Here is a 24,772-nt window from a genome sequence, read left to right as displayed (position 1 = left end):
ACACGGTCTCGGTGTCGTGTTGCCGCCGCTGATGTTTCCGGTAGGTAACATGCCACCATTGCGGCGTGGACGATCTGGATGAACGGCTCATCGGCGAACTGGCGCATGACGGCCGCGCGTCGTTCCGCACCCTGGCCGCCCGCACCGGCCTCTCCCCCAGCGCGGCCCGGGCCCGGGTCACCCGGCTGATCGACTCCGGCGTGGTCGGGATCTATGCGCAGGCCCATCCGGCCGTGCTCGGGCAGCCGGTGATCCATCTGCTGACGCTCACCGGCCGCAGCGGGGACCTGCCCGACCCGTCGTCGGTGCCGGCTCTGGACGCCTCGGCCTGGATCGCGCGGGTGACGACCGGGCCGGCCCTGCTGGTGCAGATGTCCACGCCCGACCTCGACACCGTGCGGGCGGAGATGGACCATCTCGGCACGCTGGGGTGGGTTTCGCATGTGCGGGCCGACATCTACGTGCGGCTGCATGCCGGGCCCGGAGCCGGTGGGCTCACCCACACCGATCCGGGTCCGTGGAACGCCGATCTCGGCCGGCCGCTGGATGCCACCGACCTCGCGCTGGTGGCTTCGCTGCGCACCGACGGCCGGGCCGGTTACACGGATCTCGCGGCCGCCGTCGGCCGGTCGGTGGCCGCCACCCGGGCCCGGGTCCTGCAGCTGCTGGCGACCGGCGCGATCCGGCTGACCACCGTGGTCCGGCATCCCGGCGGCACGGCCGAGCAGGCGCAGCTGGCCCTGCGCGCCGACGCCCACCGCCGGGCCGAGCTGCTGGCGGGTTTGACGGCGACGCCCGGCGTCGACTACATCGCGGAATCCACCGGCGCCCACGACCTGCATTGCTCGATCGGCGCCCCTACGGTGCCGGAGCTGGCCGCCCTGACCACGACGCTGTCCACTCTGCCCGGAGTGCTGTCCCACGAGGTCCAGCCGGTCCGCGTGCTGCGCCACCGGCTGGCCTGGACCTCCGGCGTGGTCGAACAGCGCCTGCCGCCACCTCGCGCCCGGGTGAACCCTGGTCGCCGCAGTGGCTAGCCGCTGTACTTTCCTTCCAGCGTCGAGGCCATGACATTCGAGTCGACCTCACTGGACTTCTTCATCGACGATGAAGCGTCGGCTCGGATACTCCGGCAAACCCGTGGCCGAGAGCTGCCCTGACTGGACGTCGACGAGGCGTTCTTCATCGCGGTGAACGAGGAGACACCGACGTTCTCAGCCCTGGTGGCCGCTACTACTGCTACTGATCGATAGACAGTGGAAGGATCAGCCAACGGAACAAGCGTCGTGGGCGCAACTGAAGCTATGGCTGCTGGACCAGGCCCGCGTACGTTCCGCGCTCGGCCAGGCGGAAGTCGCGGAACGCACGGCGTACTACGTCTCGCAGATGCGTGACGCCGGAGTGGCGGCTTCGATCCTGCCGTCGGCGGACGCCGTGGTCCGGGCATGCCTGGATGCCATCCCCGTCTCCCGCGACCACATCACCGTGGTGACCGACCGGCAGAACATGCACCTGCTGGACCGCCAAGCGATGCTCCAGTCGCGACGCGCCAAGAACCTGCTCAACGCAGCCGAACGCCACCTGGCCGACATAGAGGATCGAGACTTGGCCGCCAGCCTTCGCGATTGGCTCGCCATCAAGCCGAACCTGATATGAGCCGCGACCGAATGCCGGCCAATGGCGTGCACGATCGGGGATCATCGCCTAGTGACTGATCTGCCGTGGGACGACGTGAAGCAGTGGTTCAACCCGGCCGAGAACGGCAGTGCCCCGGACGTGATCGTGGCGGGCACGACGTTGACCCATTGGCAGCTCGTCCTCGACCTGATCCGATCGCGCGGATGGCCGTGCCGGTACGAGCGCGGAGACCGGGAAACTGCGGTACCGGATTCCGCGGCCGACCTCTTCCCGGGCGAGGATCGTGAGCCGAGGACGCTGTTGACGGTGTGGCCCGACCCCGACCTGGAGTGGATGATCCGGCCGCAGGCCATGGTGGAGATCCTGAGCGACGTAGATCTCCACCAGATCCAGGGCCAACAACGGCTCGATGCGTTCTGCCGGTTCCTGCGGACCCTGGGCGACGCGGTCCAGAAGGACGTCTTCGTGTACAGCGAAGGCGACAACACCTACCCGCCGATGATGACCTATGACGCGGCAGCCGGCCGAGTCGCCTTCCTGGCCGGCCCATGGTGAGTCCGCCGCCCTCGCCCCCCGCCGCACCGAGCGTGGCGCCGGTGCCAAGGCCTCTATGCCGTCGCGTTGGAAACCTGGTGCAGGATCCATAAAGACTGGTTGGCCTTATGCCAATTCGGCCAGTCGACGTTTGGCCAGCCTGACGCCGCGCGGAGTTGCTCGAGCCGCCTCCGGAGGACGCTCACCTGATCCAGGTTCACGCCATTGACGTTCCCGTGGGTCTCCAGGACGGACGATGCGAGGCGGATGACATCGACGTCTGCATGGCTGTTCCGATCCTGCTTACTCAACAGGTAGCCCAGGGTGAAGAACGCAGCACGGCGCGAATCGCCGTACCAGCAGGCCGGCAGATTCGGATTGGAATCCGACGACCGTGGGATGCGCCGCCCGAGCCGCTTCGCCGCGCGCCGACGGCTGGCATACGCGTCTACTTCCGCCAGCCACAGTTGGCGGCTCGCCGTCAGCATGTCCAGCGCTCGGAGCAAGGCTTCCTCGTCCCGGCGAAAGTGCCCGGCGACGTGGTTCAGGTAACCGAACGTCGCCAGATAGCCCAGCGGTCGATAAAGCTGGACGCAGCCAGCCAGGGCGTTGATCCGTCGTTCGTAGGGCGACGAACCGTCTGCCACCTTGCGGGCGTAGGTTCCGAAACTCACCAGGCAAGGCTATGTGCCGCGACCATCGACTTATCAGCGCCCAGGCGATGCCGGATACGAGACCTTCGGCGCCGCGCACTTCTCACGGCGGATCCGGATGCGGTCGTCATATGTTCCGGGTGTAACTACAACAGGTCCAGCAGCGTCTCTATCCGCGTGGCCAGCGCCGTGTTCAAGGCCCCGTCAACGCGGACGCTGACAACCGCACTTCCCGGTGACCGCGCCAGCCCGACGATGAGTTCCGGCTTTCCCGCCAGCGGGTACTCGAACCAGCTCTCGGCTACCTCGTCGTCGGTGTCGTCGAGCGCCCCGGTCAGTGCCACCTCGTCCAGGTCGTCGTACTCGTATCCGATGTAGAAGCTGATCTGCCGCAGCAACCGCACGACGTGATCCTCGCTCACCCACCCGCTGACGTACTCCACGCTGTCCGAAGTTCGCCGCTGTGGTGGCAGCGACCGGGCCGGCGTCAATTGCCCCGACTGAGGATCGTAGGAGTCGAGCCCATACGCGCCGGCCAGAGCCGGGAGGGCGCTGGTGTCTGTCCAGCCGTACGGCAGGGTCAGCCCGACGAATCGATCGGCCAGGTCGCTGCGGCCCCATGGCTGTCGCTTTCCCAGGTCGTGGTGCCAGGGAGAGATCATGTCGGCCAGCTCCGGCCAGCGGTGTAACAGCTCGGCGCGAAAAGCCAGCACCCGTTGATCCGGCTTGATGTCGCCGGCCTCCTCATCCGCGAGTCGAACAGCCAGCCGGCGAGGATTGCCCGCGATTCCAGTCGGCCAGAAGTACAGGTCGTAGCTCACGCGCGGCAGCGTAGCGAGATATCGGCTGGCGTATTGACCTCGGCCACCAGCGTGCACCGACCGAAGCCGCCGACGACCACAGAGGCGACCGCTCCGCACAGCTCTGCACGCACGCCGGCAAATGAGTGCACGGCTGGGATGACACGGCTGCGGCCGCCACGGGATACAGCGACGGCCGCCAGTCTGTATGGCGCGACATCCCCTGAAGGTCAGGGCAGTGTGACGACCTGAGCCGCGTACGAAAGGCCGGCGCCGAAACCCACGAGCAGTGCAGGGCCCGTCGTGTCGGGCAGGGCTGCCATTGCCTGGGGGATGGAGGCCGCACCGGTGTTGCCGTTGGTGGTGATGTCGGTGGCCACCGTGACGTGCGGGCCGAACTCCAGAGCCTTGGCGGCGGCCGTGGTGATGCGCAGGTTGGCCTGGTGGGGGATGAAGGCCGCAAGGTCGGCCGCGGAGATGCCCGCAGCGTCCAGCGCGCGCCTGGCCAGGTCGGGAATGACGGAGGTCGCCCAGCGGAAGACCTCAGGGCCGGCCATGCGCAGAATGCCCGCCTCGTCATAGCGCAGCAGTTCGCTCCGGGAGCCGTCGGCGCCCCACACCACCGGGCCGATGCCGCACGTCTGCGCCGGACCGACGACCACCGCGCCCGCGCCGTCGCCGAAGAGGAACGCCGTGCCGCGGTCGCGCTCGTCGATGATGTCGGTCATGCGCTCGGCGCCGACCAGGACCACGTAGTTGGCCGCGCCGCTGCGGACGAGCGCGTCGGCGGTCGCCAGTGCGTACGGGAATCCGGCACATGCCGCTCCCAGATCCATCGCGGCGGCCGCGGTGGCGCCCAGCGCGTCGGCCACCAGGGGTGCTGCGGTGGTCGCGCGGCCGCGGTGGGACATCGTCGCCACCAGGACGGCCGAGACGTCGCCCGGATCGACGCCGGCGCCGGCCAGCGCCTTGGAGGCGGCCGCTGCGGCCATCGTGACCAGGTCCTCGTCGGGTGCGGCGCGCCGCCGCGACTGGATGCCGCAGCGGCGGCGGATCCATTCATCGCTCGAGTCGATCAGGGCAGCGATCGTTTCGTTGCCCACCTCGGTCCGCGGGCGGTAGGTGGCGACGCTAAGGATGCGCGACCCGGGGTGACCGGCGCGGCGCTGCAAGGTGTAGGCCATGGCAAGCAATACAAGCATGCCCGACTGGGTGCCCTCCGAATGCTTAGTTCCTGGCCGGTAACCCTTGGTTCTACGTGCGAAGGTGAGACCGATGATGATCGAAAACTCCGCCGCCGGCCTGAGCGCGATCCGCCCGGACGACTTCCCAGACGCCCAAGATTTCGCCGTCGAACTCACGATGTGGGGGACGACCGGGGTGAAGTCGCTCAATCTCAACTACCTGGTCTCATCGCCGGCGATCAGGATCTGTTGGTCTTGGTGGAGCAAGCCGGTCGACGAGGTCCGCGCTTGGACAATTGCAGATATTCCGCGCGGGACGGTCACGAAGCCGTACTGGGACTCTGACCAGGGTTGGAACATCTTGGTCTGGCTCTGAAACGTCGGCGCCCACTGCCACGGACCGGGTCCGTGGCGCGGTCAGCGGCAGATTAGGACTCCCGCTCTGCGCGAGTTCTGCTCTACTCTGGTCGTGTTCTTACCGGGCATCGGATCACATCTTCACCGTTCGAACCAGAACCGCGCCAGGAGGACCACGTGAGTGAGAGCAACGCTCTTCAGCTGGTCGAACGACACCTCTCCCGGGGCATTGATAATATTCGTGGATCTCGCAACTATTATCGGCGAGGCGCACAACTGCAGACAGTGATGCTCGCAGTCCTCAGTGCTGCGACCACTTTGCTCATCGGCCTGAATGCGATTTACCACAACGCCGCTTTGGTCGCCTTCTCCCTGCTCACTGCCGGGTTGACGACGGTGGCGTCGGCATGGACGTCTTGGTTCGGCTTCCGCCAATTGTGGGCCGCGAACACCGTAACTTTGACCAGGCTCTGGGGACTTCGAGACCAAATAGACTACGATAAAGCCAAGTCCGAAAATGAACTTCCTATAGAAATTGTCGACAAATACCACGAACGTCTTCAGGAAATTTTCGCGGATCATAATCAAGAATGGAAGAAAATTCGTTCGTCCGGATAGGTTGTCAGCAGCGACGCATTCTCTATTGACAGGTCCGGATGCCGAACTCCTCTTGGCGCAGTTACAACGCGTGACGCCGTTGATCGGGACGCCCGTCGCCGCGGCCGCTAGCTGGCGCCGGCCGGGAAGGACCGGTACGGCACAGTAAAAGGTCCAGCTCCAGCGACCCCGCTCCCCAACTGCGGGCACCGCGAACTCAGCAATCGACCGTTCTCCGGCGATCGACATACGCACCGTTTGAACACTCCACCGCTCATCGCAATGCCTCCTCGACCGGATAGCTCCACGATGAGCCCGAGCGGCACATCAAGAACCACCCGGTCACCCTGGCGTGGAACTCGGACCAGACCGACGCAGCTTCACCCACCACAGCCCGCGAGCGAGCGGATCGCGGCAAATCCGTGCACCTGGAGTCGGTGACCGAGTGCCGGCACTGGCTTGGAGTCCGGTACTCCGGCAAGCTGGATGGGTCCAGCTACGGGCCGGAGGTGAGTTCGATGGCGAATGCGCTGTTGTCCCTGCTCAGCTCCATAGTCGGCGGGACGCTGGTGCTGGCGGGCCAATTCTTCGCTCGCCGGGCGGAGAATCGCCGCCAATGGCTCCTTCGGTTACATGAAGCTGCCGCCGATCTGGCCACCTCTTACTTTCAGGAGGCCGCGTTGGTCAATGACGCCCGGCGGTCCGGCAAAGCGATGAACGAGGTACCGGCAACGACGTACGTCGTGGATCGGCAGAAGGCTCTGGGCCGGTTTCGCGCCCTGCCGTGGGGCTCCGATTTCGAGACGGAGCGTCAGCGTATGGGCGGCGCTGTCACCGCACTGTGGAGGGCGTGGGACGACGAGGACGAGGACTTTCAGCATGCCTACGACGAGGTACGCGGTGCCGTGGCCGACTTCACCGGCGCGATCGGCCGGCATCTGTCAGGCCGGCCAGCGAGGCCGTCACGATAACCGGAGCCGGCATCGCTCTCATTGCTCCGGCCGTTGGGCGCCCGACGCTGTCGTGTTCGGCCGACATGACCGATACGCCCGGTACGACGGCGATGTGCGGCATGAGCGGATGGCGTTGCGTGTCCGTCTGGGGTTGGCGGCGGTGGGGGTCAGGGTTTTGGTGGCTGCAGGCCGTCCATCAGGATGTTCAGCAAGCGGCTTGCCCTCGCGTTGTGTTCGGGTGGGTGGGCCACGGTGAAGATGCCGATCAAGTTGGCGGCGATGTCTTCCGCCGTGACGTCGGTGCGCAGCTCGGCCGTTGCGCGGCCGGCGTTGAGGAACTCGCCGATGGCCGCCAGCAGTTCGGTCCGGGTCTGCGCGTGGGCGATCTCGCCCGATTCGATCATCGCTAGCAGGGTGTCCAGCATGCCGTTCTTGGTCGCGATCCAATCGCCGAACAGGTCCATCCAGCGTCGCAGCGCCGCGGGCGGGGGCAGCTGGGCCAGCAGCTCGCGGGCGCCGTCGGTGAGTCGCGCTACCTGATCGCGGTAGACCGCGTCGACCAGCGACTCGCGGGTGGGGAAATGGCGGTAGAGCGTGGCGATACCGACCCCGGCTTCGCGGGCGATCGTGCGCATGGACGGCTCGGTGTCGGCCGACGCGAACACTCGGGTCGCGACTTCGAGCAGCTGGGTGCGGTTGCGGGTCGCATCCGCTCGCGGCACACGAGCTTCCGACTCAGCCAAAACGGATCACGCTCCGGTTATGCTACGGTTCGCCTCGGGCAAACGGAGCATAGTCCGTTTCCCGTTACCCAGGGAGAGCCAGTGAGCGTTCAAACATTGAGCCGAGCGGTCCAGCTCGAGTCATTCGGCGGCCCCGAGGTCCTGAGCCTTCGCGAAGTGGCCGCGCCGCAGGCCGGGCCGGGGCAGATCCGGGTGCGCGTTACCGCAGCTGGGCTGAACCCGATGGACTGGTTCATGACCTCCGACGCGGAGACCGCCGCCCGGTTCGGTCTGAGCACGCCGTGCGGGTTCGGGACCGACTATGCGGGGGTCGTGGACCAGGTCGGTGCTGGCGTGACCGCGTTCGCGGCCGGCGACCGGGTCTTCGGCGGGGCCATGTCCCGCGCGGTCGCCGACTATGTCGTCATCGACGTGGCCGGGACCATTGCGGTGGGTGGCGATGCGCACCGCACCCCGGACGGCGTCGACGACCGCACTGCCGCCACCCTTGCTATCGCAGGGTGCACGGCCGCCGCCGCGCTTGCCGTGGTCAAGCCCGGCCCGGACGACACGCTGCTCGTCGGCGGCGCGGGAGGCGGAGTCGGCGTGTTCGTCGTGCAGCTCGCTCGCCTCGCGGGCGCGCGAGTGATCGGGACCGGATCGGCAACTTCGGCGAATGCCCTGCGTGCTCTTGGGGCAGAGCCGGTCGTCTATGGCGACGGCCTGGCCGACCGGCTGCAGGCCGCCGGTGTCACTTCGGCCATCGACCTGCACGGGACGGAAACGGCGCAGGTGGCACTTCAGCTCGGCGTTCCGGCCGGGCGGATCACCACCATCGCCGCGCAGGTCGACGGAATCACGCCGGCGAACGGCGCCAACGCCGCCCCGGGCGCCATCGAGGAGATTGCCGGCCTGGTCGCGGCGGGCCGGCTTCGGGTGCCCATCACGGCGAACTTCCCGGTCGAGCAGATCCGCGCCGCGGTCGAGCTTCAAGCGGGCCGGCACGTACACGGCAAGGTCGTCATCGACCTATAGCTTGTCTCCGCCGTGGAAGTGGGAGCGGTTGCCGGACTCGCGGGCCCGGGCGCAACAGTCGCGCCGGACGCTCCCCGGAGTCTGCGCCGGCCTGATTCAGGCCACTGCGGACCACCGATCAGGCCGGTTTGCTGATCGTCACAGGCTCGCCGTAGCCACTGAAGGTGATGTTCTGGTGGAGCGTTCCGTCCGGGGTTTTCAGCGCGATGGCGATGGACCTGACACGGCCCTGCTCGTCGAGGGCCGCCGTGAACTGCACCCCGACGTTGTCGGGGAACTGCAGGCTCGGCGCTCCCAGCGGCAAGAAACCTGTCTTGTCGCCGGTGGCCAGCACGAACAGGTCGCCTTTGAAAGCGTGCGGAGCGGTCCGCTGGGTCGAGGTGATGGATGCCGCGAACCGGCTCAAGCCATCGGGATCGTCCGCGTCGATCGTGGCATCGGTACGGGCGAGATGTTTCCACTTCGCGCCGCCCTCGGCCCGGTACCTGTCGGCGCCGATGACGATCTGCTTGTTGGTCCCGGCCTCCGAACCACCGGTGATCTTGTCGGTCCAGGTAGCCGCGCGGGCGTGTGGGTCGTGGGCGCCGGACGCCCGGATCTTCTCCTTCGGCAGGTAGTCACCGGTCACGGCGTACCTGTAAGTGCTGGTCCGGAACAGGGCCAGGGCCGCCTGCAACTCGTCGCGTGCGGACTGCGGCGCCGGCGATGGCGACGGGGCGGCTGGTGTCCCGGTGACCGAGGCTGGTGGCGCCGCCTGGCTGCCGGAGCCGGCGCAACCAGCGAGCAGGGTTGCGACAAGGGCGACGACGGGCAGGGCAGTCTGGCGCGGTTTCATCGATCCTCCATGATCGCCTCCAACGGCGCGGCGTATCCATGTAGGAGGTCGCGGACACGATAGACGATCCGCCCAGGGCCTCAGCACCGTGATCGATGTCTGCTCTGCTTTGCAGGCCCCGTCTGCGGCAAACGGGTGGTTTGTCAGCGGCAGAAGCTCTTGTTGTTATCGATGCGGACGACCCAATAGGCCTACCGGTGGGCCAGCTCTGTGGGAGGGGCCGAAGGTAACGCCGTGGCGCCCGTTGGCCGTTCATCAGGGTGTCCACTGGTCACGTAACGACCTCTCCCTCCCGGGTTTTGAGGGTCAGGGGGTGGCCGTCGAAGTTGAGGCTGAGGCCGGTCATCTCGTTGACCTCGTTGTACGTCGGTTCCAGTGCGACGAGGTGTCTGGCCATGACGGCGGCGAAGGGCGGTTCGCTGGAGGCGTCCCGTAGCAACCAGCGCGCGCCTTCCCAGTCGTAGTCGTAGGCATCAAGCCACGTACGGTCCTCTGGGTAGGTCTCCATCAACTTCAGAGACCAGTCGCTTTGGCCATCGAGGAGGATGCCCTGGCCGCCCTCGAAGACGAGATGCACCGGGCCGGCGCTGAGGTCGTCGGGTTTGCCAGCTAGGCACCAACCCAAACGTTCGGCCTTCACCAGCTTGCGGCCGACCAGAGCGTCCATCTCCGGATCCCTTCGTTGCAGACCACTCCGGCGGCAGAGCGAATTGATCGAGTGCTCCCACGGACAGGAGCTGGTCAGGATTGGTCGGGGCGGCGGTCCCAGCCGTGGAAGTGGGCACGGTTGCCGGACTCCCACTCGGCGCGTAAGCCTGGGGTGCTCAGGTCCCAGTCGGGGCGGCTTTCGCGGGTTGCATCTCGCAGGTCTCGCCACAGGTCGGCGATGGACGGGCGGCCCCAGAACCAATAGCCGTTGTAGACGCTGTGGACTATCAGGCCCGGGCGTAGCACCAGGGTGTGCGGGATCATCGGGTTGTTGTCGGGGTCGGTGTACTCCTGGATGTCCAGGTCCTGCTGGACCGTGCGGGCGGGGTCAGACAGGAACGGCCACTGGGCGCCCACCGACGCTCGGAACTCCTGCAGGGTGTGGTGGTCGTCGGTGGAGATGGTGACTATCTGGGTGTAGGCCACGGCGATCTTCGGCTGGAAGGCGGCCAGCTCCAGGTGCTGCTGGTGTTCCTTCGGGCAGTAGTGGCCTCGGGCCAGGGTCAGGATCAGCGGGTCTCGGCCCTGCAGCTCACTCAGGCTGCGGACGGTGCCGGTGTGGTCGGGAAGTGCGTAATCGGGGAACACGCCGCCGGGGACGATGTCGGAACGCATACCTGACAGCCAAGCACCTCGGCGGTCAGTCGGCATTCACCGTGATGGTCACCTTTGCGCTGCTGTGCTGGCTGCTGGTGCATGTGTAGCGGCCCGGCTCGTCGAGGGCCAGCAGTTGGGTCTCGCCCTTGGCCAGCCGGGAGTTGGCGCCATCGTCGTCTTTGCCGCAGACCACGGTCTGGGCCGTGCCGGACTGGTTCGTGACGGCGAAGTTCTCGGTCGCGGCCACCGTGACCTTCGCCGGCTCGAAGGTGTAGCCGCCGGATGACGCCGTGACGATGGTCAGCGCGTGCGCCGGTGCCCCGCAGCCGCTGTCGCCGGAGACGGTCAGCCGGAGCACCGCGCCGGCACTGCGCACCCGGAAGGTGCCCTCGTCCGGGAACTGGATGATCTGGCGCTCGCCCGGGTCGACGACGCTGGCCACCATGCCCGCGTCGGGGCTGGCCGACAACGTCCGGGCGGAGTTCGACCGATTGACGACCGCGAGGGCGGCGCCACGCTCGATAGTCAGGGCCGCCGGGCTGAACGCGTACGCCGCATCGGTCTGGGTGATCTTGGTGGTGGTGGCCTTTGTGCATTTCGGGTCGATCCCGGCGACGGTCCCCGCTTTCCGGGCGGGCGGCGAGCCGGTTGCCGTGGTGCCTGGCACTCCCCCGGCAGCGGGCGCCCCGCAGGCGGCCAGGGTCACGAACGCCACCGCCACGGCAGCGCTGGTCAACCACGGCTGGCTCATTTGCAGTGCTCGGCGCACCAGGCCTCCCTCATCAGGGCTTGGGACTGTTCGCCGGGTAGTACGGCCCGAGGGCGCCTTCAGATGACCTGTTTGACGTAGCGCCGGCATGGCACCTCGACGGTGCCGTCGGCATGGGCCGCCTCGTAACGGAAGCCGCCGTCGTCGGTCCAGCCGTTGCGCTCGTAGAACCGGCGGGCGCGGGCATTGCCCGGCACCACCGCGAGCCAGGCCACCGAATGCCCGGCCTGCGCGACGAGCCGTTCCGCCTCGGCGAGCAGGGTGCCGGCCAGGCCGCTCCCCCGATGCCCGGCGGCCACATAGACCTGTTCCACCTCGTCGCCCGCGACCATCACGAAGCCGGCGACCTGACCGTCGACCTCGGCCACGGTCGTGTCCGCGACCCGCTCGCCGGCGCGGTCTCGGAAGGTGTCGGCGGTGCGGAGGGCGACGAGCTCGTCGGGCACGTGGCCGAGATGCCCGTCGCGCCAGCCGGACTCCCACACCGTCCCGATCGCGGCAACGTCGCCGGTGGCGGCCCGGCGCAGCGAGACCGGCATCAGCCGTGCGAGTCGAATCTGAGGTCGCCGGCCAGGACGTCCTCGACCACGTCGCCCAGTGGGCGGTTCTGGCCGGAGGCGTGCCGGCGCAGGCGGCGGGACGCGGACGCGGCGTTCGCGCCGATCTGGCCCATTACGATGCCGGTGGCGCGCTGGAGGCGGAAGTCGCCGTCGGCGGGTGGCGCGCCGTCGCTGATCAGCAGGGCGGCTGCGGCCGCGAACCTGGTCATCTGGGCTCGGTCGGGCTCGGAGAGCGGGCCGGGCGTGCTGCGGCAGAGGTCGAGCACTGCCAGCGGGAAGCCGTCGACCGGGACCGGGAAGGAGAACAGCGCCGCGGCGCCCTGCCGGCGGGCCAGCACGGTGAAGGCGGCCCAGCGCAGGGTGACGGTGGTCGCGGCCAGGTCGTCGACCAGGACCGGACGGGCCGTCCAGGCGGCCTCGAACAGCGGGCCCTGACCCAGGCTGATCTGGAGTTGCTCGACGTAGTCGATGAAGGGGCCGTCGACGCAGACCAGGCGGGCGTTGCCCAGCTCGTTGAGCATCGTCAGGCCGACGCCGCAGGAGAGACCGACGGCGTTACGCGTTTGCCGGCAGATGTCGTCGATGCTCACGGGCCCTCCGATCATGGGCGGCACCGTGAACTGAACGCTACACCCGAACCTGTTCGACCGCTGTGCCGTCGAGAAGCTGGCCCTGCCGGGTGACATGGTCGCGCAGCGCGTGCCGGTAGTTCTCGATGAACTCGGTCATCTCGTCGATCTCGCGGAGCAGGCCGGCTCGCTTGGTGCCCAGCTCAGCGGCCGCTTCCTGGTGGTGGCGGCGGGCGTTCGACTCGATGTCGCCGGCCAGTTTCCGGGCCTCGTCGGTGGTGCGCTCGGAACGCTCGCGGGCCTCGTTGATCAGCGCGTTCGACTCCTCGTGCGCGTGCCGCATGTGGTCGTCGGCGGTGCGCTGGGCCATCGAGAGCATCGCCTCGGAGTTGTCGGCGACCGGGGCGGGAGCCGGACGGGCGGCGGCGGACCGGCGGGCCTCGTCGAGCATGCCGTGCAAGCGGCGGGCGTTCGTCTCGGCCTGGGCGCAGGCGCGGCGGGCCCGGTCGAGCTCGGCGTTGAGCGCGGAGAACTCGGCGGTGGCCGCGGAGTTGTCGACCTCAGGCGGGGCCGAAACCGACGGGAGGTGGCGCTGGAGCCGGTCGTTCTCCTCCAGCAGTCTGATCATTTCCGTGCTGACCTCGTCGAGGAGGGCGTCGACCTGCTCCTCGTCGTAGCCGCGCTTCCCGATGGAGGCCTTGGCGAACTCGATGTTATGGATCTCGGCTGGTGTCAGTGGCACGGTGCTCCTCGGTCGGGGCGGGGTGGAGCAATGGCAACTGTACGCGCGATCAAGCGTCCAGGAACTTGAGCACGGCCAGAACCCGGCGGTTGTCATCGTCGGACGGCGGCATGCCCAGTTTTGCGAAAATGTTGTTGATGTACTTGCTGACCACCTTCTCCGTGATGAAAAGGCGGGACGCGATGGCCGCGTTCGAGCGCCCCTCGGCGATGTGTTTAAGAACATCGTGTTCGCGCGGGGTCAGCACGGCGAGTGGTTCCCGGCGGGCCAGCAGCTGGGCGACCACCTCGGGGTCGAACGCGGTGCCGCCGGCCGCCACCCGGTGCACCGCCTGAACGAACTGCTCGACGTCGGAGACCCGCTCCTTGAGCAGGTAACCGATGCCGCCGTCGCGGTCGGACAGCAGCTCCCGGGCGTACAGCGGCTCGACGTGCTGGGAGAGCACCAGGACCGGGAAGCCGGGCATCGCGGTGCGGGCCGCGATGGCCGCCTTCAGGCCCTCGTCGGTCTGGGTCGGCGGTAGCCGTACGTCGATGATGGCGACGTCCGGACGGTGCCCGAGCAGCGCCGGCAGCAGGTCGGGGCCGTTGTCGACGGCCTCGACGACCTCGAAGTCGAACGCCTCCAGCAGACGGGTGAGCCCGTCGCGCAGCAGCGTCAGGTCTTCGGCGATGACAACGCGCACGGCACCTCCATGGTCACGATGGTCGGGCCGCCCGGCGGGGAGGAGACCGCCATCGTCCCATCGAACGCGTTCAGCCGGCGCTCCAGCCCGTGCAGTCCGGTGCCGCGGTCCGGGTCGGCGCAGCCCACGCCGTCGTCGCCGACCGCGACCCGCAGCACCCCGGCCACGTGCCCGATGGTCACCCAGGCGGACCGGGCGTGGCTGTGCCGCACGACGTTGGCCAGCGCCTCGGCGACCGCGAAGTAGACCGCCGACTCGACCGGGGTGTCCAGCCGGCCGGGCAGATGCGAGATCACCTCGGTGGGCACCGGCAGGCTCAGCGCCAGGGCCTGGACGGCACCTTCCAGGCCACGTTCGGCGAGCACCGGCGGGTGGATGCCGCGGACCAGGTGCCGCAGGTCGACCAGGGCGGCGGTGCTTGTCGCGCGGGCCTCCGCGAGCAGTTTGAGCGCGGCCGAGGGATCGCGGCGGACGAGTCGCTCGGCGAGCCCGATCGTCATGCCGACCGCCACCATCCGGGCCTGGGCGCCGTCGTGCAGGTCGCGCTCTATCCGCCGCAGTTCGGCCGCCTGGGCGTCGATCGCGTCGGCCCGGGTGGTGGTCAGGTGGGCGACGCGTAACCGCAGCTCGGCGGCCTTGGTCGGGGCCAGGAACAGGCGGGCGAACAGCACGTCGGTGGTGCGCAGCAGCGGCGCCACGAACAGCCCGGCCACCAGGATCGCCAGACCCTGCGGCAGGGCCAGCCACCCCTCGCCGTTGTTGGAGGTCGGCCAGTACACCCCGTAGCCGAACCAGACATCGCCCAAATGCAACCACAAAGGCAACAGACCAACACCGATCAGGCCGTACGCCGTGATCGCCACGATGATCAGGCCGAGCCCGACCCCGACCACCGCGCCGGGCAGCAGCCAGGCCATGTCCCGCCAGGTCGCCGGGTCGGTGATGATCCACCGGAACCAGGTGCGGGTGCCCTGCTCGGCCCGGTCGGGCGGCGGGAGGTACGGCCGGCGGATCGGGATGCCGGCCCGGGCCCCCAGCCACCGCTCGAGGTTGGCCCGCCACCGCACCACGGTAGTGGTCACCGCGAACAGGTCGGTGCCGAGCACCGGCACCGGGCTGAGCACCAGCCCGATCAGCCACAGCACGAGCACCGGCACGTTCAGCAGGGCGAGAACGCTCGCGAAGAGGCCGTCGACCATCGCGCGCACACCCGTGCGGAGCCAGGCCTGGATCCTCATGCCCCCATCATCCGGCACAAGGGTGCTGACACCCCAAACCGCTGGGGTCCTGCACTCCTGACCTGCGGGTCCGGCCGGCGAAGGATGGCCGGATGACGGCATCCACAGTTCGACACACCGGCAGCGACTTCGCTGAGCTCAACCGGCGGATCAACGCGCTGGACCTGATGAGGCGGCGGCCGGCTTATTACGCCGTACGGCTGACGCTTGTTGCTTCGTCGGTCGTCGGCGGCTGGGCCGCGTTCTTCTGGGTTGGCTCCTCCTGGTGGACGCTGGCCGTGGCGGCCTTCCTCGCGGTGGCCTTCGCCCAGCTGGCGCTGGTCGCCCATGACCTCGCCCACCGCCAGGTGTTCCGCACCAAACGGCCCAGCGAGATCTTCGGGCGGATCGCCGGCAACCTCGGCGTCGGCATGAGTTACGGCTGGTGGATGGAGAAGCACACCCGCCACCACAACAACCCGAACCACGACGACCTCGACCCCGACGTGGCGCCCGAGGTGCTGATCTGGGCGACCGAGTCGGCCTGGGGCCGGCGGGGCCTGAAGGGTTTCATCACCCGGCACCAGGCCGGGCTGTTCTTCCCGCTGCTGACCCTGCTCGGCATCGACCTGAAGGTGTCCAGCGTCAAGGCGATCCGGGCCGGCACGGTCAAGCGCCCGGTGCTGGAGGCCGCGCTGCTGATCGTGCACGCGGTGGTCTACCTGGGCACGCTGTTCATCGTGCTGTCCCCGCTGCAGGCGGTGGCCTTCATCGTGGTGCACCAGGCGCTGTTCGGCGTCTACCTGGGCATGACGTTCGCGCCGAACCACAAGGGCATGCCGCATCCGACCGGCGACGAGGACTTCCTGCGCAAGCAGGTGCTGACGTCGCGGAACGTGAAGGGCGGCCGGTTCGTCGACATCGCGCTGGGCGGGCTGAACTACCAGATCGAGCACCACCTGTTCACCGGCATGCCGAGCCCCAACCTGCGTAAGGCACAGCCGGTCGTGCAGGCGTACTGCGCGGAGATCGGGGTGCCCTACGAGCAGACCAGCCTCATCGAGTCGTACCGCCAGGCACTTCGCCACCTGCACGAGGTCGGGGCGCCACTGCGGGCCAGCCGCTGACCGCGGCCAGCAGTGGGTACCGCAACAGCAGGTGAGTGCCGGCGCGACTGCTGTCGATGTCCACGCCGGCACAGATCCGGTTGATCATCCACAGCCCGCGGGAGCTGCCCGGCGCGAGGCCGGGCGGCTCCTCCGATATCCGGTAACCGGGCGGCAGGCCCGGGCCGTCGTCGCTGATCTCGGCGTACAGGCTGCCCGCGTACCGCCACAGGATGAGCTGCCCGGTGCCACCACCGTATTCGACGGCGTTGACCGCGGCCTCGTGCACGGCCAGGGTGAAAGCCTCGGTCTGGGACATGTTCAGGCCGTGCCGGGTTACCGCGGCCCGGATCGCGGCCCGCAGTTGGCGCAGCACCAGCCGATCGAACCGGCAGATCAGGATCATCCGGCTGCGACCGGCGGCGGGCTCGGGCGGATCGGGCGGGTAATCGCCGGTGGCGATGTCAGCGGCGACCTCACTGAGCCGCCGGCCGATCCGCCGGGCGAACCGGCGCAGCTCGGTGAACGCCTCCGCCATCTCCAGGCCCAGCAGCTCGGCCAGCACACCCTTGGCCTGCTCCACCACGACCCGACTGGTCAGACTGTGCTGCAACTGCTCGGCCAGCACCTGCCGGTACTCCACCGCGTGATGTTGCGCCAGCGCCAGCCCGGTGAGGTTGGCCAGCGCACGGGCAGTGCGCGCGTCGGCGTCGGACATCGCGCCCGGTGTGGTCGCGAACAGGCCGAGCACCCCGACGACGTCGTCCCGCAGCCGTACCGGCAGTGCGTGCACCGCCCGGAACCCGGCCACCCGGACCGGATCGGCCGGGTCGAGCTCGCGGACGGTGATCGGCCGGCCGGCGGCGTAGCAGTCGGCGCAGCTCCCCGCCTCGGCCTCGGCCTCGAACAGCTCCAGCAGCCGACTCTCTTCCGAGGAACAGGCCAGCACCCGCAACCCGCCACGCTGATCGGCGACCATCACCCCGACGGCCTGCACCCCGATGAGATCGACACACCGGACGGCGAGGGTGTGCAAGAACTCCACCACGTCGAAGTCGGCTACCAGGGTGTCCGACAACTCGGCGAACGCATCCGCGACGGACTGCTCCCGTGACGAACTCACTGCCGCCTCCCAGTCCTCGTCATGGCTGCTGATCAACTTCCGGCAAGGTGAACCGCAACCGGCGGTCCACCACCTGGCGAGCGATCTCGTCCAGGCCGACCTCGCCGGCGTAGGCGCACGCCCGCAGGCGCAGGAACGCCTGCGCCATCGGTATCCGCAACTGGGCGCTGACCATGCCGGTGGCCTGGTGCACCGCTGCGTGCTGGGTGAACAGGCGCTCGCCGGTGCCCGGCATCTGTTCGGCAAGCAACAGTTCCATGGCCGCGTCGGCGAACGCCAGCGCCTCGGAAAGTTCGTCGCCGGCGAGCACGCCGGCCTCGCTGCGGTACAGGTCGATGACGCCGAGGCGCACGACCCCCACGTGCAACGGCAACGCGAACACCGCCGCCGCGCCGGCCTTGAGCGCCTCGGTGGTGAACATCGGCCACCGCTGCCGCCAGGCCAGGTGGCCCAGGTCGGTGGCGAGCACCGGCTGGCCGCCGGAGTGCGCGTCCTGGCAGGGCCCCTCACCCAGGGTGAGCTGCAGCTCCTCGATCCGGGCACTGATCCGGTCGCTGGTGTGGCGAACGTGCTGCCCGCGTTGTGCGGTCATCACCGACAGCCCGGCCCCGTCCACCCCGGGTAATTCAGCCACGCAGGCGTCACACAGCCGGGTGACATCCGGACCGTGCGTCGCCACCAGGCGAATCACCCGATCGCGGTGGGCGCCGTCAGCCACGAAGCCACCTCCCGGGCATGGTGTCTCACAGTAACCGGCGGACGGCCAGTGGGTATCCCTGGGGCGAAGGAGCCACGGAAGCGTGATGCTCGATCCATGGACTTTGACGCAATCGTGCTGGGTGGCGGCGCGCCCGGGGAACACTGTGCCGCGGCCATCGCCGCGGGTGGGCTGCGGGTTGCCATCGTGGAGCGCTATCTGCTCGGCGGTGAGTGCTCCTACTGGGGCTGCATCCCCTCCAAGACCCTGCTGCGGCCGGGCGAGGCGATCTCCGCGGCCCGCCAGGTGCCGGGCGCCCGCGAGGCCGTCACCGGCGCGATCGACGTGGCCCAGGTGCTCGCCTGGCGTGACTTCGAGGTGTCCGGCTACGACGATTCCGGCCAGGTGAAATGGGCCGAGGGCGCGGGCATCGAGGTGATCCGCGGCCACGGCCGGCTGGCCGGCCCACACACTGTGCTCGTCGACGGGTCGAAATACACCGCCGAGCACATCGTCGTCGCGACCGGCGCCGACGCGGCCATCCCGCCCATCCCCGGCCTGCGCGAACTGGACGGCATCTGGACCGACCGCGAGGTCACCGGCATGAAAGAGGTGCCGCAACGGCTGGTCGTGCTCGGCGGCGGCCCGATCGGCGTCGAGATGGCCCAGGCCCTCACCCGCCTGGGTGCCCAGGTCACCATCGTCCAGCGCGGCGATCGCCTGCTCCCCCGCGAGGCGCCCGCCCTCTCCGCGGGCGTCGCCGAGGCCCTCCGGGCCGACGGCATAGAGCTGCGTTTCGGTCCGGGCCCGGTGGCGGCTTCCCTCAACGACGACGGGTACGGGCTGGAGCTCGCCGACGGCACGACGGTGCGCGGTGATCGCCTGCTGGTCGCCACCGGCCGCAATCCCCGGGTCGCCGACATCGGCCTGGAGACCGTCGGCATCGAGGCCGATCCCCGGGGCATCAAGGTCGACGCCCGGCTGCGGGCGGCCGAAAATGTCTGGGCCATCGGCGACGTCACCGGTCTGTGGCAACTCACCCATGTGGGTGAATACCAGGGCCGGGTGGTGGCCAGCAACCTCCTCGGCGAGGCCCGCGAGGCGCACTACGAGGCGGTCCCCCGGGTGATCTTCAGCGATCCGCAGGCCGCCGCGATCGGCGAGGCCGACGGCCCGTACACCGCGACCATCCCGCTGTCCGGTGTCCCGCGCACCTCGACCTACACCCGGGCCTATGACACCCGCCCCGGTTTCCTGACCCTGGTCTCCGACGGCGAGCGGCTGACCGGCGGCTACGCACTGGGCCCCGAGGCCGGCGAGTGGCTGCAGCAGGTGACCCTGGCCGTCCGCGCCCGGATCCCGCTGACCGTACTGATCGACGTGATCCAGCCGTTCCCCACGTTCTCCGAAGCGATCTTCCAAGCCCTGCGTGACCTCGTCAGGAGGACGTCATGACCAGCCTCGATGGCCAGACAGTCGTGGTGATCGGCGGAAGCGCCGGCATCGGCCTGGAAACCGCCCGACTGGCCCGCACCGAGGGCGCCGAGGTCATCCTGACCGGCCGCGACAAGGAGAAACTCGACCGGGCCGCCGCCGACGTGGACGCCGCCGGCACCACCGCGTTCGACGTCAACGACACCGACCGCCTGGAAACCTTCCTCACCGGACTGCCCACCCCGATCGACCACATCCTGGTCACCGCCGGCCGCCCCTACTACGGCCTGCTGGCCGACATGAACATCACCGCCGCGGCCCAGCACCTGGCCGAGCACGTCGCGCTCCCGCTGCGACTGGCCCGCGCGGCCATCGGCACGGTCCGGCCCGGCGGCACCCTGCTCTTCATGGGCGGTACGGGCGGACGCCGCCCCGCGCCGGGCCTGGCCGTCACCGCCGCGATGACCGCCGCCCTGCCCGCGCTGATCGCCAACCTGTCCCTGGAGATCGCCCCGATCCGGGTCAACCTGATCGCGGCCGGCTTCGTCGACACTCCACTGTCCGCCGAGCTGCTGGGCGACGGCCTGGACCAGCGCCGCGAGCAACTGCGCACCACCCTGCCGATCGGCCGCGTGGTCGGCCCGGCTGACGTAGCCGCCCTGGCCGTGCACCTGATGCTCAACACCGCGCTCACCGGCGCCACCTACGACATCGACGGAGGCCAGCAGTTCGTGAACTGAACCACGTTGCCCCTCCACTTCGCCCGGTGCCAGACTGGCCAGCGCGGGGGTGGGCGCATGTCCTGGACCGATGCATGGCCCGGTTTCCAGGGCCGACAACGCGAACGCGACACACTGAGCCGCCTGCTGTCCGCCGCCCGGGCCGGCCACGGCCAGGCTCTGGTGCTGCGCGGCGAGCCCGGCATCGGCAAGACGGCCCTGCTCAGTTTCCTGGCCTCGCTGCCCGCCGCAACCGGCCGGACCGCCCGCGCCGTCGGCAGCGAGGCCGAGCGGGAGCTGGCCTTCGCCGGCCTGCACCAGCTGTGCGGCCCGTTCCTCGACCGGCTCGACCACCTGCCCGGCCCGCAGCGCGACGCCCTGAGCACGACGTTCGGCCTGGCCCCCGGCGACGTGCCCGACCCGTTGCTGGTCGGCCTGGCCGTGCTGACCCTGCTGGGCAAGGTGGCCCGCGAGCGCCCGTTGCTCCTCCTGGTCGAGGACGCACACTGGCTCGACCGCCCGTCGGCGGAGACGCTGCGCTTCGTAGCCCGCCGCCTGACCACCGAGCCGGTCGCCCTGGTCCTGGCCACCCGCTCCGCGTTTCCCGACGTCCCGGAACTGCCGGTCCCCGGCCTGACCGACGACGAAGCCGCCGAACTGCTGGCAGCGGCACTGACCGGCCCGCTGGACCCCCGAGTCCGCGCCCGAATCATGGCCGAGGCCAGAGGCAATCCCCGAGCAATCCTCGACGTCCCCCGAACCCTGACCCCGACCGAGCTCGCCTACGGCGGCGACCCCGGCCCGGTCTTTCCCGCGGGAACCGTTCGCCTGTCATCCGGGGTGGCCCCGGCGGCCCGGCGGCTGCTGCTTGTCGCGGCGGCCGAACCGACCGGTGACGTTCCTCTGCTCTGGCGTGCGGCCCGGCGGCTCGGCCTCGGCACCGACGCGGCGGCCGCGGCCGAGGAGGCCGGCCTGATCGAGCTGGACGACCGGGTCCGGTTCCGAGATCCGCTGCTGCGGGCGGCCGTCTACCGCGCGGCCGGGCTCGGTGAGCGGCGAGCCGCCCACCAGGCACTCGCCGACGCCACCGACCCGGCCACCGACCCGGACCGGCACGCCTGGCATCGCGCGCACGCGGCCGCCGGACCGGACGAGAACATCGCCGACGAACTCGAACACTCCGCCGGGCGGGCGCTGGCCCGCGGCGGAATGGCCGCCTCGGCGTCCTTCCTGACCACGGCCGCCACGCTCACCCCCGACCCGGCGCGCCGGGCCCGGCGAACCCTGGACGCCGCCCGGGCCAAGGCCGGCGCGGGCGCGTTCGCGGAGGCGCTCTCACTGCTGGCGCTGGCCGAGTCAGGCCCACTCGACGAGGCCGGCCAGGCCCGAGCCAAGCTGGTGCGCGGCCGCATCGCCTACCGGTCGAGCACCGGCGACGCGCTCCCGCTGCTGCTCGCCGCGGCCCAGCAGCTCGACCTGATCGACCCGACGCTGGCCCGAGAGGCCTACCTGGACGCCCTGTCCGCCGCCCTCCTCGCCGGACACGAGTCACCCGCTCTCACCGAAGCCGAGCACCAAGCCCGCCCACCAGCCAAAACCAAGCGCCGGGGGTCGCCTCGTTCCGAGGTTGGGCGGATGGGGCGTTCCCTCGGATCGGCTGGCGGGGTGGGGGCCGGTGCGCTGGGCGAGGTCGCGCGGATCGTGCGGGAGGTGCCCGGGCCGGAGCGCTATCCGCGCCGGACCGACCTGCTGCTGGATGGGCTGGCCGTACTCGGCACCGACGGCTACCCGGCCGCGGCGCCGCTGCTGCAACGCGCGGTGCGGGCCCTCGGCGGTGAAGCGCTGGCGATGCGGGAGGCGTTCCGCAGCGCCGGGGTGGCGGCGAGCGTGGCCGCCGACCTATGGGACGACGAGCACTGGGACGTGCTGAGCCGGCGCAACCTCGACGCCGTCCGGCACGCCGGCGCTTTCGGCCTGCTGCCGTCCGCGCTCGCCACCCGCGCCATTTTCGAGATCCACAGCGGAGACCTGGCCGCCGCCGCGACGCTGGTCGCGCAGAGCCGATGGCTGACCGGGCCGACCAGCCACGAACAGGCCGCCGGGCTGATCGGCTACGGGCACGCCGGCGCGCTGGGCGGCCAAGGCCAGGGCGGCACGCTGGGCGGCTATGGCCAGGGCGGCACGCTGGGCGGCTATGGCCAGGGCGGCACGCTGGGCGGCTATGGCCAGGGCGGCACGCTGAGCGGGTATGAGCAGGGCGGCTTTGGGTGGGGCGGCGGGCTGGGCGGCCACGGGCTGGGCGGGCGCGAGCATGCGGATGTGCTGGTGCCTGCGGCTTGGCTGGCGGCGGTTCGCGGGGATGAGCAGGTGGCCGAGCGGCTGATCGCTGAGGCCCTCGATGACGCGAAGGCGCGCGGGGCCGGGATGAGCGCGCTTGGTGCCGCGCGGGCGGTGTTGTGCAACGGGCTGGGGCGGTATGAGGAGGCGATGACCGCGGCCGACGAGCCGGCGAGTGGGCCGGTTGAGCTGGGGGCGTCGAAGTGGGCGCTCGCCGAACTGGTCGAGGCCGGGGTGCGCAGTGCGAACCCGAAGGCGGCGTGGCGGGCGTTCGAGCAACTGGCGGCGATGACCAAGGCCGCCGGCACGGAGCTGGCGCTCGGGGTCGAGGCGGGGCGGCGGGCGCTGCTGCGCAGTGGCCGGGCGGCGGAGGACCTCTACCGGGAGGCGATCGAGCGGTTCGGGAAGACTCGGATCCGGGTCGAGCGGGCTCGGGCGAAGCTTCTGTACGGCGAGTGGTTGCGCCGGGCCGGGCGGCGGGCGGACGCGCGGGTTCAGCTGCGGGAAGCCTACGAGGAGCTGGCCGCGATGGGGGTGGCCGCGTTCGCCGACCGGGCGCGCCGGGAATTGCTGGCCACCGGCGAGACCGTACGGAAGAGGACCGTCGCCGCCGAGGGTGAGCTGACCGCCCAGGAGGAGCAGATCGCCGGCCTGGCCGTGCAGGGCCTGACCAACCCGGAGATCGCCGCGACCCTGTTCATCAGCCCGCGCACCGTCGAGTGGCACCTGCGCAAGGTCTTCGCCAAGCTGGGCGTCGGCACCCGCCGCGAGCTACGCCGCGCACTCCCCCGCCACCAGGCCCAGGCCCCGGCCTGACTCGGGCCGCCAGGCGAAGCCGAGCCGCGCCCGCCGCCGCGCTCAAGACCTTGTGAAGCCACTGCTCGGCCCACACCGCTACTCCACAAGATCGAGCCAACACGAGCCCAGCCCCAACCCCGGCCGCCGCCCGGCTTCAAATCTTGTGACGTTGCCGCGCGGCCCGGACGGCTATTCCACAAGATCGAGCCAACCCGAGCCCAGTCGCAACCGCGCCCGCCGCCGCGCTCCAGACCTTGTGAAGTCACTGCTCGGCCCGGACGGCTGCTTCACAAGATCGGGCCAAAATCGCGCCGAGCTGCGGGCCTATGTGGTGCGGTTGATGTCGTCGTATAGGCGGACTGCGGCCAACTGGCCGTTGGGGGTTCGGTCGTGGATGGCCAGGCCGGCCTGGGGGCTCAGGTCTTCGCGCCAACGGGTGCAGTTGTACTCCAGGGCGCAGCGCACTCCGTCGTCGGTTACCGCGCAGGGCTCTAGGACTATGCCGCCGGCTAGGTAGGCCGCCAGGGCGGCGCCTTGGTGAGTGGCGCCGGTCGGGTCTCGCAGGTAACCGTTGGGGGCGAAGGTGGCGGCTGCGGCGACGACGTCACCGATGGCTAGGGCGGACAGAAAGCGGCCCACTACGTCGTCGGGGTGCATCGGGGTGGCCTCGAGGATCGGGGGGCGCAGGTGGTGGTGGCCGTCCAGGGGGTGGCGGCTGAAGTAGGAGCGGAAGACCATGGTCTGGTCGTCGGGGGAATCGGCTACCACCGCCAGCGGCCAAGGCACGCCCTCGTCCAGCTGGGCTTCCAGCTCCACCACGGCCCGGCGGCCGGCGACGGTGGTGTAGGACGGCGGGGACGTGCGGGCGTGGTGGGCGGCCAGCAGGTCTCGGCTCAGGTGGACGAAGTTGCGCAGCTCTCGGTGGCCTCGCACCTCGCCGGCCTTCGGGTCGAAGATGACCACCTGGCCGGGCCAGACGTCCTCCAGCGGGTGGGTGTCACCCTCGGTCAGGGCGGTCAGGTAGCGGCCTACCGGATCGGCTCGGCCTGATGCGCGGGTCTCCTGCCGCATCAGTTCGGCCGCTGCTGCGAAATCGGGGAACCACGGCATGGGTTGATCATTGCGGCCGCAGACAGACCGTCGCACCAGGGAGAGTCCCTGGTGCGACGGGCCTATCCGAAAAAGATCAGCAGGTCGGTTCGCCGGACTGGGCCGGGACGTTCACCGCGGCCCACGCGGCCTTGACGGTGTTGAACTGGGTGCAGCTGCCGGGGAAGAGGGTCTTCGCGGCCTGCAGCGTCCACACCCGGTACTTCAGGTAGGAGGACGCGGTGGTCTTCAGGAGCATCGCGTTGTAGAGGATCTTGATGGCGTTCTGGATGCCGAGACCGGTGATCGAGGTG

At 69.8% G+C, this 24,772-nt stretch carries 28 protein-coding genes; 11 read left to right on the top strand and 17 right to left on the bottom strand.

Annotation, left to right across the window (positions count from 1 at the left end; all coding sequences use genetic code 11):
* Positions 1-65: 65 nt before the first annotated feature.
* From Ate02nite_RS46645 to Ate02nite_RS46635, 3 genes are all read left to right on the top strand, one after another.
* Positions 66-1,037, top strand: coding sequence for an Lrp/AsnC family transcriptional regulator (locus tag Ate02nite_RS46645; RefSeq protein WP_203814447.1), 972 nt, complete (start codon positions 66-68; stop codon positions 1,035-1,037).
* Between the two features lie 349 nt (positions 1,038-1,386).
* Positions 1,387-1,656 carry a hypothetical protein gene (locus Ate02nite_RS46640; protein ID WP_203814446.1) on the top strand — a complete coding sequence of 90 codons (270 nt, stop codon included), beginning with the start codon at positions 1,387-1,389 and terminating at the stop codon, positions 1,654-1,656.
* Between the two features lie 51 nt (positions 1,657-1,707).
* Positions 1,708-2,193 (top strand): hypothetical protein, encoded by a 486-nt coding sequence (locus tag Ate02nite_RS46635; RefSeq protein ID WP_203814445.1) that lies wholly within the window; start codon positions 1,708-1,710, stop codon positions 2,191-2,193.
* A gap of 53 nt (positions 2,194-2,246) precedes the next feature.
* Here the strand turns inward: Ate02nite_RS46635 and Ate02nite_RS46630 are convergent, their stop codons facing one another.
* The 3 genes from Ate02nite_RS46630 to Ate02nite_RS46620 all read right to left on the bottom strand — a co-directional run bounded on the left by Ate02nite_RS46630 (position 2,247) and on the right by Ate02nite_RS46620 (position 4,809).
* A complete protein-coding gene (locus Ate02nite_RS46630; protein ID WP_203814444.1) occupies positions 2,247-2,846 on the bottom strand; it encodes a hypothetical protein in 600 nt (199 codons plus the stop codon).
* Between the two features lie 125 nt (positions 2,847-2,971).
* A complete protein-coding gene (locus tag Ate02nite_RS46625) occupies positions 2,972-3,646 on the bottom strand; it encodes a hypothetical protein (protein WP_203814443.1) in 675 nt (224 codons plus the stop codon).
* 209 nt (positions 3,647-3,855) lie between these two features.
* Positions 3,856-4,809, bottom strand: a complete 954-nt coding sequence (locus tag Ate02nite_RS46620; protein WP_239148219.1) for a beta-ketoacyl-ACP synthase 3 — start codon at positions 4,807-4,809, stop codon at positions 3,856-3,858.
* A 91-nt stretch (positions 4,810-4,900) separates the two neighbouring features.
* Here Ate02nite_RS46620 and Ate02nite_RS46615 point away from each other — a divergent pair, with 91 nt between their 5' ends.
* The 3 genes from Ate02nite_RS46615 (at position 4,901) to Ate02nite_RS46605 (ending at position 6,734) form a co-directional block, all read left to right on the top strand.
* Positions 4,901-5,185 carry a hypothetical protein gene (locus tag Ate02nite_RS46615; RefSeq protein WP_203814441.1) on the top strand — a complete coding sequence of 95 codons (285 nt, stop codon included), beginning with the start codon at positions 4,901-4,903 and terminating at the stop codon, positions 5,183-5,185.
* A gap of 158 nt (positions 5,186-5,343) precedes the next feature.
* Positions 5,344-5,784 (top strand): SLATT domain-containing protein, encoded by a 441-nt coding sequence (locus Ate02nite_RS46610; protein WP_203814440.1) that lies wholly within the window; start codon positions 5,344-5,346, stop codon positions 5,782-5,784.
* A 497-nt stretch (positions 5,785-6,281) separates the two neighbouring features.
* On the top strand, positions 6,282-6,734 hold the full coding sequence (locus Ate02nite_RS46605; RefSeq protein WP_203814439.1) for a hypothetical protein: 453 nt from the start codon (positions 6,282-6,284) through the stop codon (positions 6,732-6,734).
* Positions 6,735-6,883: 149 nt separating this feature from the next.
* Here Ate02nite_RS46605 and Ate02nite_RS46600 read toward each other — a convergent pair whose 3' ends face one another.
* Positions 6,884-7,438, bottom strand: a complete 555-nt coding sequence (locus Ate02nite_RS46600) for a TetR/AcrR family transcriptional regulator (protein WP_203814438.1) — start codon at positions 7,436-7,438, stop codon at positions 6,884-6,886.
* 102 nt (positions 7,439-7,540) lie between these two features.
* Between Ate02nite_RS46600 and Ate02nite_RS46595 the strand changes: the two genes are divergently transcribed.
* Positions 7,541-8,473: an NADP-dependent oxidoreductase gene (locus tag Ate02nite_RS46595; RefSeq protein WP_203814437.1), complete on the top strand. Its 933-nt coding sequence runs from the start codon at positions 7,541-7,543 to the stop codon at positions 8,471-8,473.
* Positions 8,474-8,591: 118 nt separating this feature from the next.
* On the opposite strand, the gene Ate02nite_RS46590 is transcribed toward Ate02nite_RS46595, so the two are convergent.
* The 9 genes from Ate02nite_RS46590 to Ate02nite_RS46550 form a co-directional block, all read right to left on the bottom strand.
* The gene (locus Ate02nite_RS46590) at positions 8,592-9,308 is read right to left on the bottom strand and encodes a hypothetical protein (RefSeq protein WP_203814436.1); all 717 of its coding nucleotides are present in this window, start codon (positions 9,306-9,308) and stop codon (positions 8,592-8,594) included.
* 271 nt (positions 9,309-9,579) lie between these two features.
* Positions 9,580-9,975, bottom strand: coding sequence for a hypothetical protein (locus Ate02nite_RS46585; protein WP_203814435.1), 396 nt, complete (start codon positions 9,973-9,975; stop codon positions 9,580-9,582).
* Between the two features lie 74 nt (positions 9,976-10,049).
* A complete protein-coding gene (locus Ate02nite_RS46580; protein ID WP_203814434.1) occupies positions 10,050-10,631 on the bottom strand; it encodes a peroxiredoxin family protein in 582 nt (193 codons plus the stop codon).
* Between the two features lie 25 nt (positions 10,632-10,656).
* Positions 10,657-11,382: a cupredoxin domain-containing protein gene (locus Ate02nite_RS46575; protein ID WP_203814433.1), complete on the bottom strand. Its 726-nt coding sequence runs from the start codon at positions 11,380-11,382 to the stop codon at positions 10,657-10,659.
* Positions 11,383-11,441: 59 nt separating this feature from the next.
* Positions 11,442-11,921, bottom strand: coding sequence for a GNAT family N-acetyltransferase (locus tag Ate02nite_RS46570; RefSeq protein WP_203814432.1), 480 nt, complete (start codon positions 11,919-11,921; stop codon positions 11,442-11,444).
* Positions 11,921-12,532, bottom strand: coding sequence for a GAF and ANTAR domain-containing protein (locus Ate02nite_RS46565; RefSeq protein ID WP_203814431.1), 612 nt, complete (start codon positions 12,530-12,532; stop codon positions 11,921-11,923). Before Ate02nite_RS46565 ends, Ate02nite_RS46570 begins: the two co-directional genes overlap by 1 nt.
* Before the next feature lie 37 nt (positions 12,533-12,569).
* A complete protein-coding gene (locus Ate02nite_RS49670; protein WP_203814430.1) occupies positions 12,570-13,253 on the bottom strand; it encodes a DivIVA domain-containing protein in 684 nt (227 codons plus the stop codon).
* 49 nt (positions 13,254-13,302) lie between these two features.
* Entirely contained in the window at positions 13,303-13,938 is a 636-nt protein-coding gene (locus Ate02nite_RS46555) for a LuxR C-terminal-related transcriptional regulator (protein ID WP_203814429.1), read from the bottom strand.
* Entirely contained in the window at positions 13,911-15,176 is a 1,266-nt protein-coding gene (locus Ate02nite_RS46550; RefSeq protein WP_203814428.1) for a sensor histidine kinase, read from the bottom strand. The genes Ate02nite_RS46555 and Ate02nite_RS46550 overlap by 28 nt, the downstream gene beginning before the upstream one ends.
* A 92-nt stretch (positions 15,177-15,268) precedes the next feature.
* On the opposite strand from Ate02nite_RS46550, the gene Ate02nite_RS46545 reads away from it, so the two are divergent.
* A complete protein-coding gene (locus Ate02nite_RS46545) occupies positions 15,269-16,282 on the top strand; it encodes a fatty acid desaturase family protein (RefSeq protein ID WP_203814427.1) in 1,014 nt (337 codons plus the stop codon).
* On the opposite strand, the gene Ate02nite_RS46540 is transcribed toward Ate02nite_RS46545, so the two are convergent.
* A complete protein-coding gene (locus Ate02nite_RS46540; protein WP_203814426.1) occupies positions 16,212-17,384 on the bottom strand; it encodes an ANTAR domain-containing protein in 1,173 nt (390 codons plus the stop codon). The two genes, Ate02nite_RS46545 and Ate02nite_RS46540, sit on opposite strands and share 71 nt — an antisense overlap.
* 19 nt (positions 17,385-17,403) lie before the next feature.
* On the bottom strand, positions 17,404-18,102 hold the full coding sequence (locus Ate02nite_RS46535) for a GAF and ANTAR domain-containing protein (RefSeq protein ID WP_203814425.1): 699 nt from the start codon (positions 18,100-18,102) through the stop codon (positions 17,404-17,406).
* Between the two features lie 96 nt (positions 18,103-18,198).
* On the opposite strand from Ate02nite_RS46535, the gene Ate02nite_RS46530 reads away from it, so the two are divergent.
* The 3 genes from Ate02nite_RS46530 to Ate02nite_RS46520 are packed head-to-tail and all read left to right on the top strand — an operon-like array spanning position 18,199 to position 23,387.
* Positions 18,199-19,536 (top strand): dihydrolipoyl dehydrogenase family protein, encoded by a 1,338-nt coding sequence (locus Ate02nite_RS46530; RefSeq protein ID WP_203814424.1) that lies wholly within the window; start codon positions 18,199-18,201, stop codon positions 19,534-19,536.
* Positions 19,533-20,255: an SDR family oxidoreductase gene (locus tag Ate02nite_RS46525; RefSeq protein ID WP_203814423.1), complete on the top strand. Its 723-nt coding sequence runs from the start codon at positions 19,533-19,535 to the stop codon at positions 20,253-20,255. The genes Ate02nite_RS46530 and Ate02nite_RS46525 overlap by 4 nt, the downstream gene beginning before the upstream one ends.
* A gap of 57 nt (positions 20,256-20,312) precedes the next feature.
* Complete coding sequence (locus Ate02nite_RS46520) at positions 20,313-23,387, top strand: helix-turn-helix transcriptional regulator (protein ID WP_203814422.1); 3,075 nt, start codon at positions 20,313-20,315, stop codon at positions 23,385-23,387.
* A 306-nt stretch (positions 23,388-23,693) separates the two neighbouring features.
* Here the strand turns inward: Ate02nite_RS46520 and Ate02nite_RS46515 are convergent, their stop codons facing one another.
* Complete coding sequence (locus Ate02nite_RS46515) at positions 23,694-24,479, bottom strand: hypothetical protein (RefSeq protein ID WP_203814421.1); 786 nt, start codon at positions 24,477-24,479, stop codon at positions 23,694-23,696.
* A gap of 76 nt (positions 24,480-24,555) precedes the next feature.
* Positions 24,556-24,772: M4 family metallopeptidase (locus tag Ate02nite_RS46510; RefSeq protein ID WP_203814420.1), on the bottom strand; the 217-nt coding region annotated here is incomplete at its 5' end.

The sequence above is a fragment of the Paractinoplanes tereljensis genome (assembly GCF_016862435.1).
Lineage (GTDB): Bacteria > Actinomycetota > Actinomycetes > Mycobacteriales > Micromonosporaceae > Actinoplanes > Actinoplanes tereljensis.
This window is presented reverse-complemented; position numbering and strand designations above follow the sequence as displayed.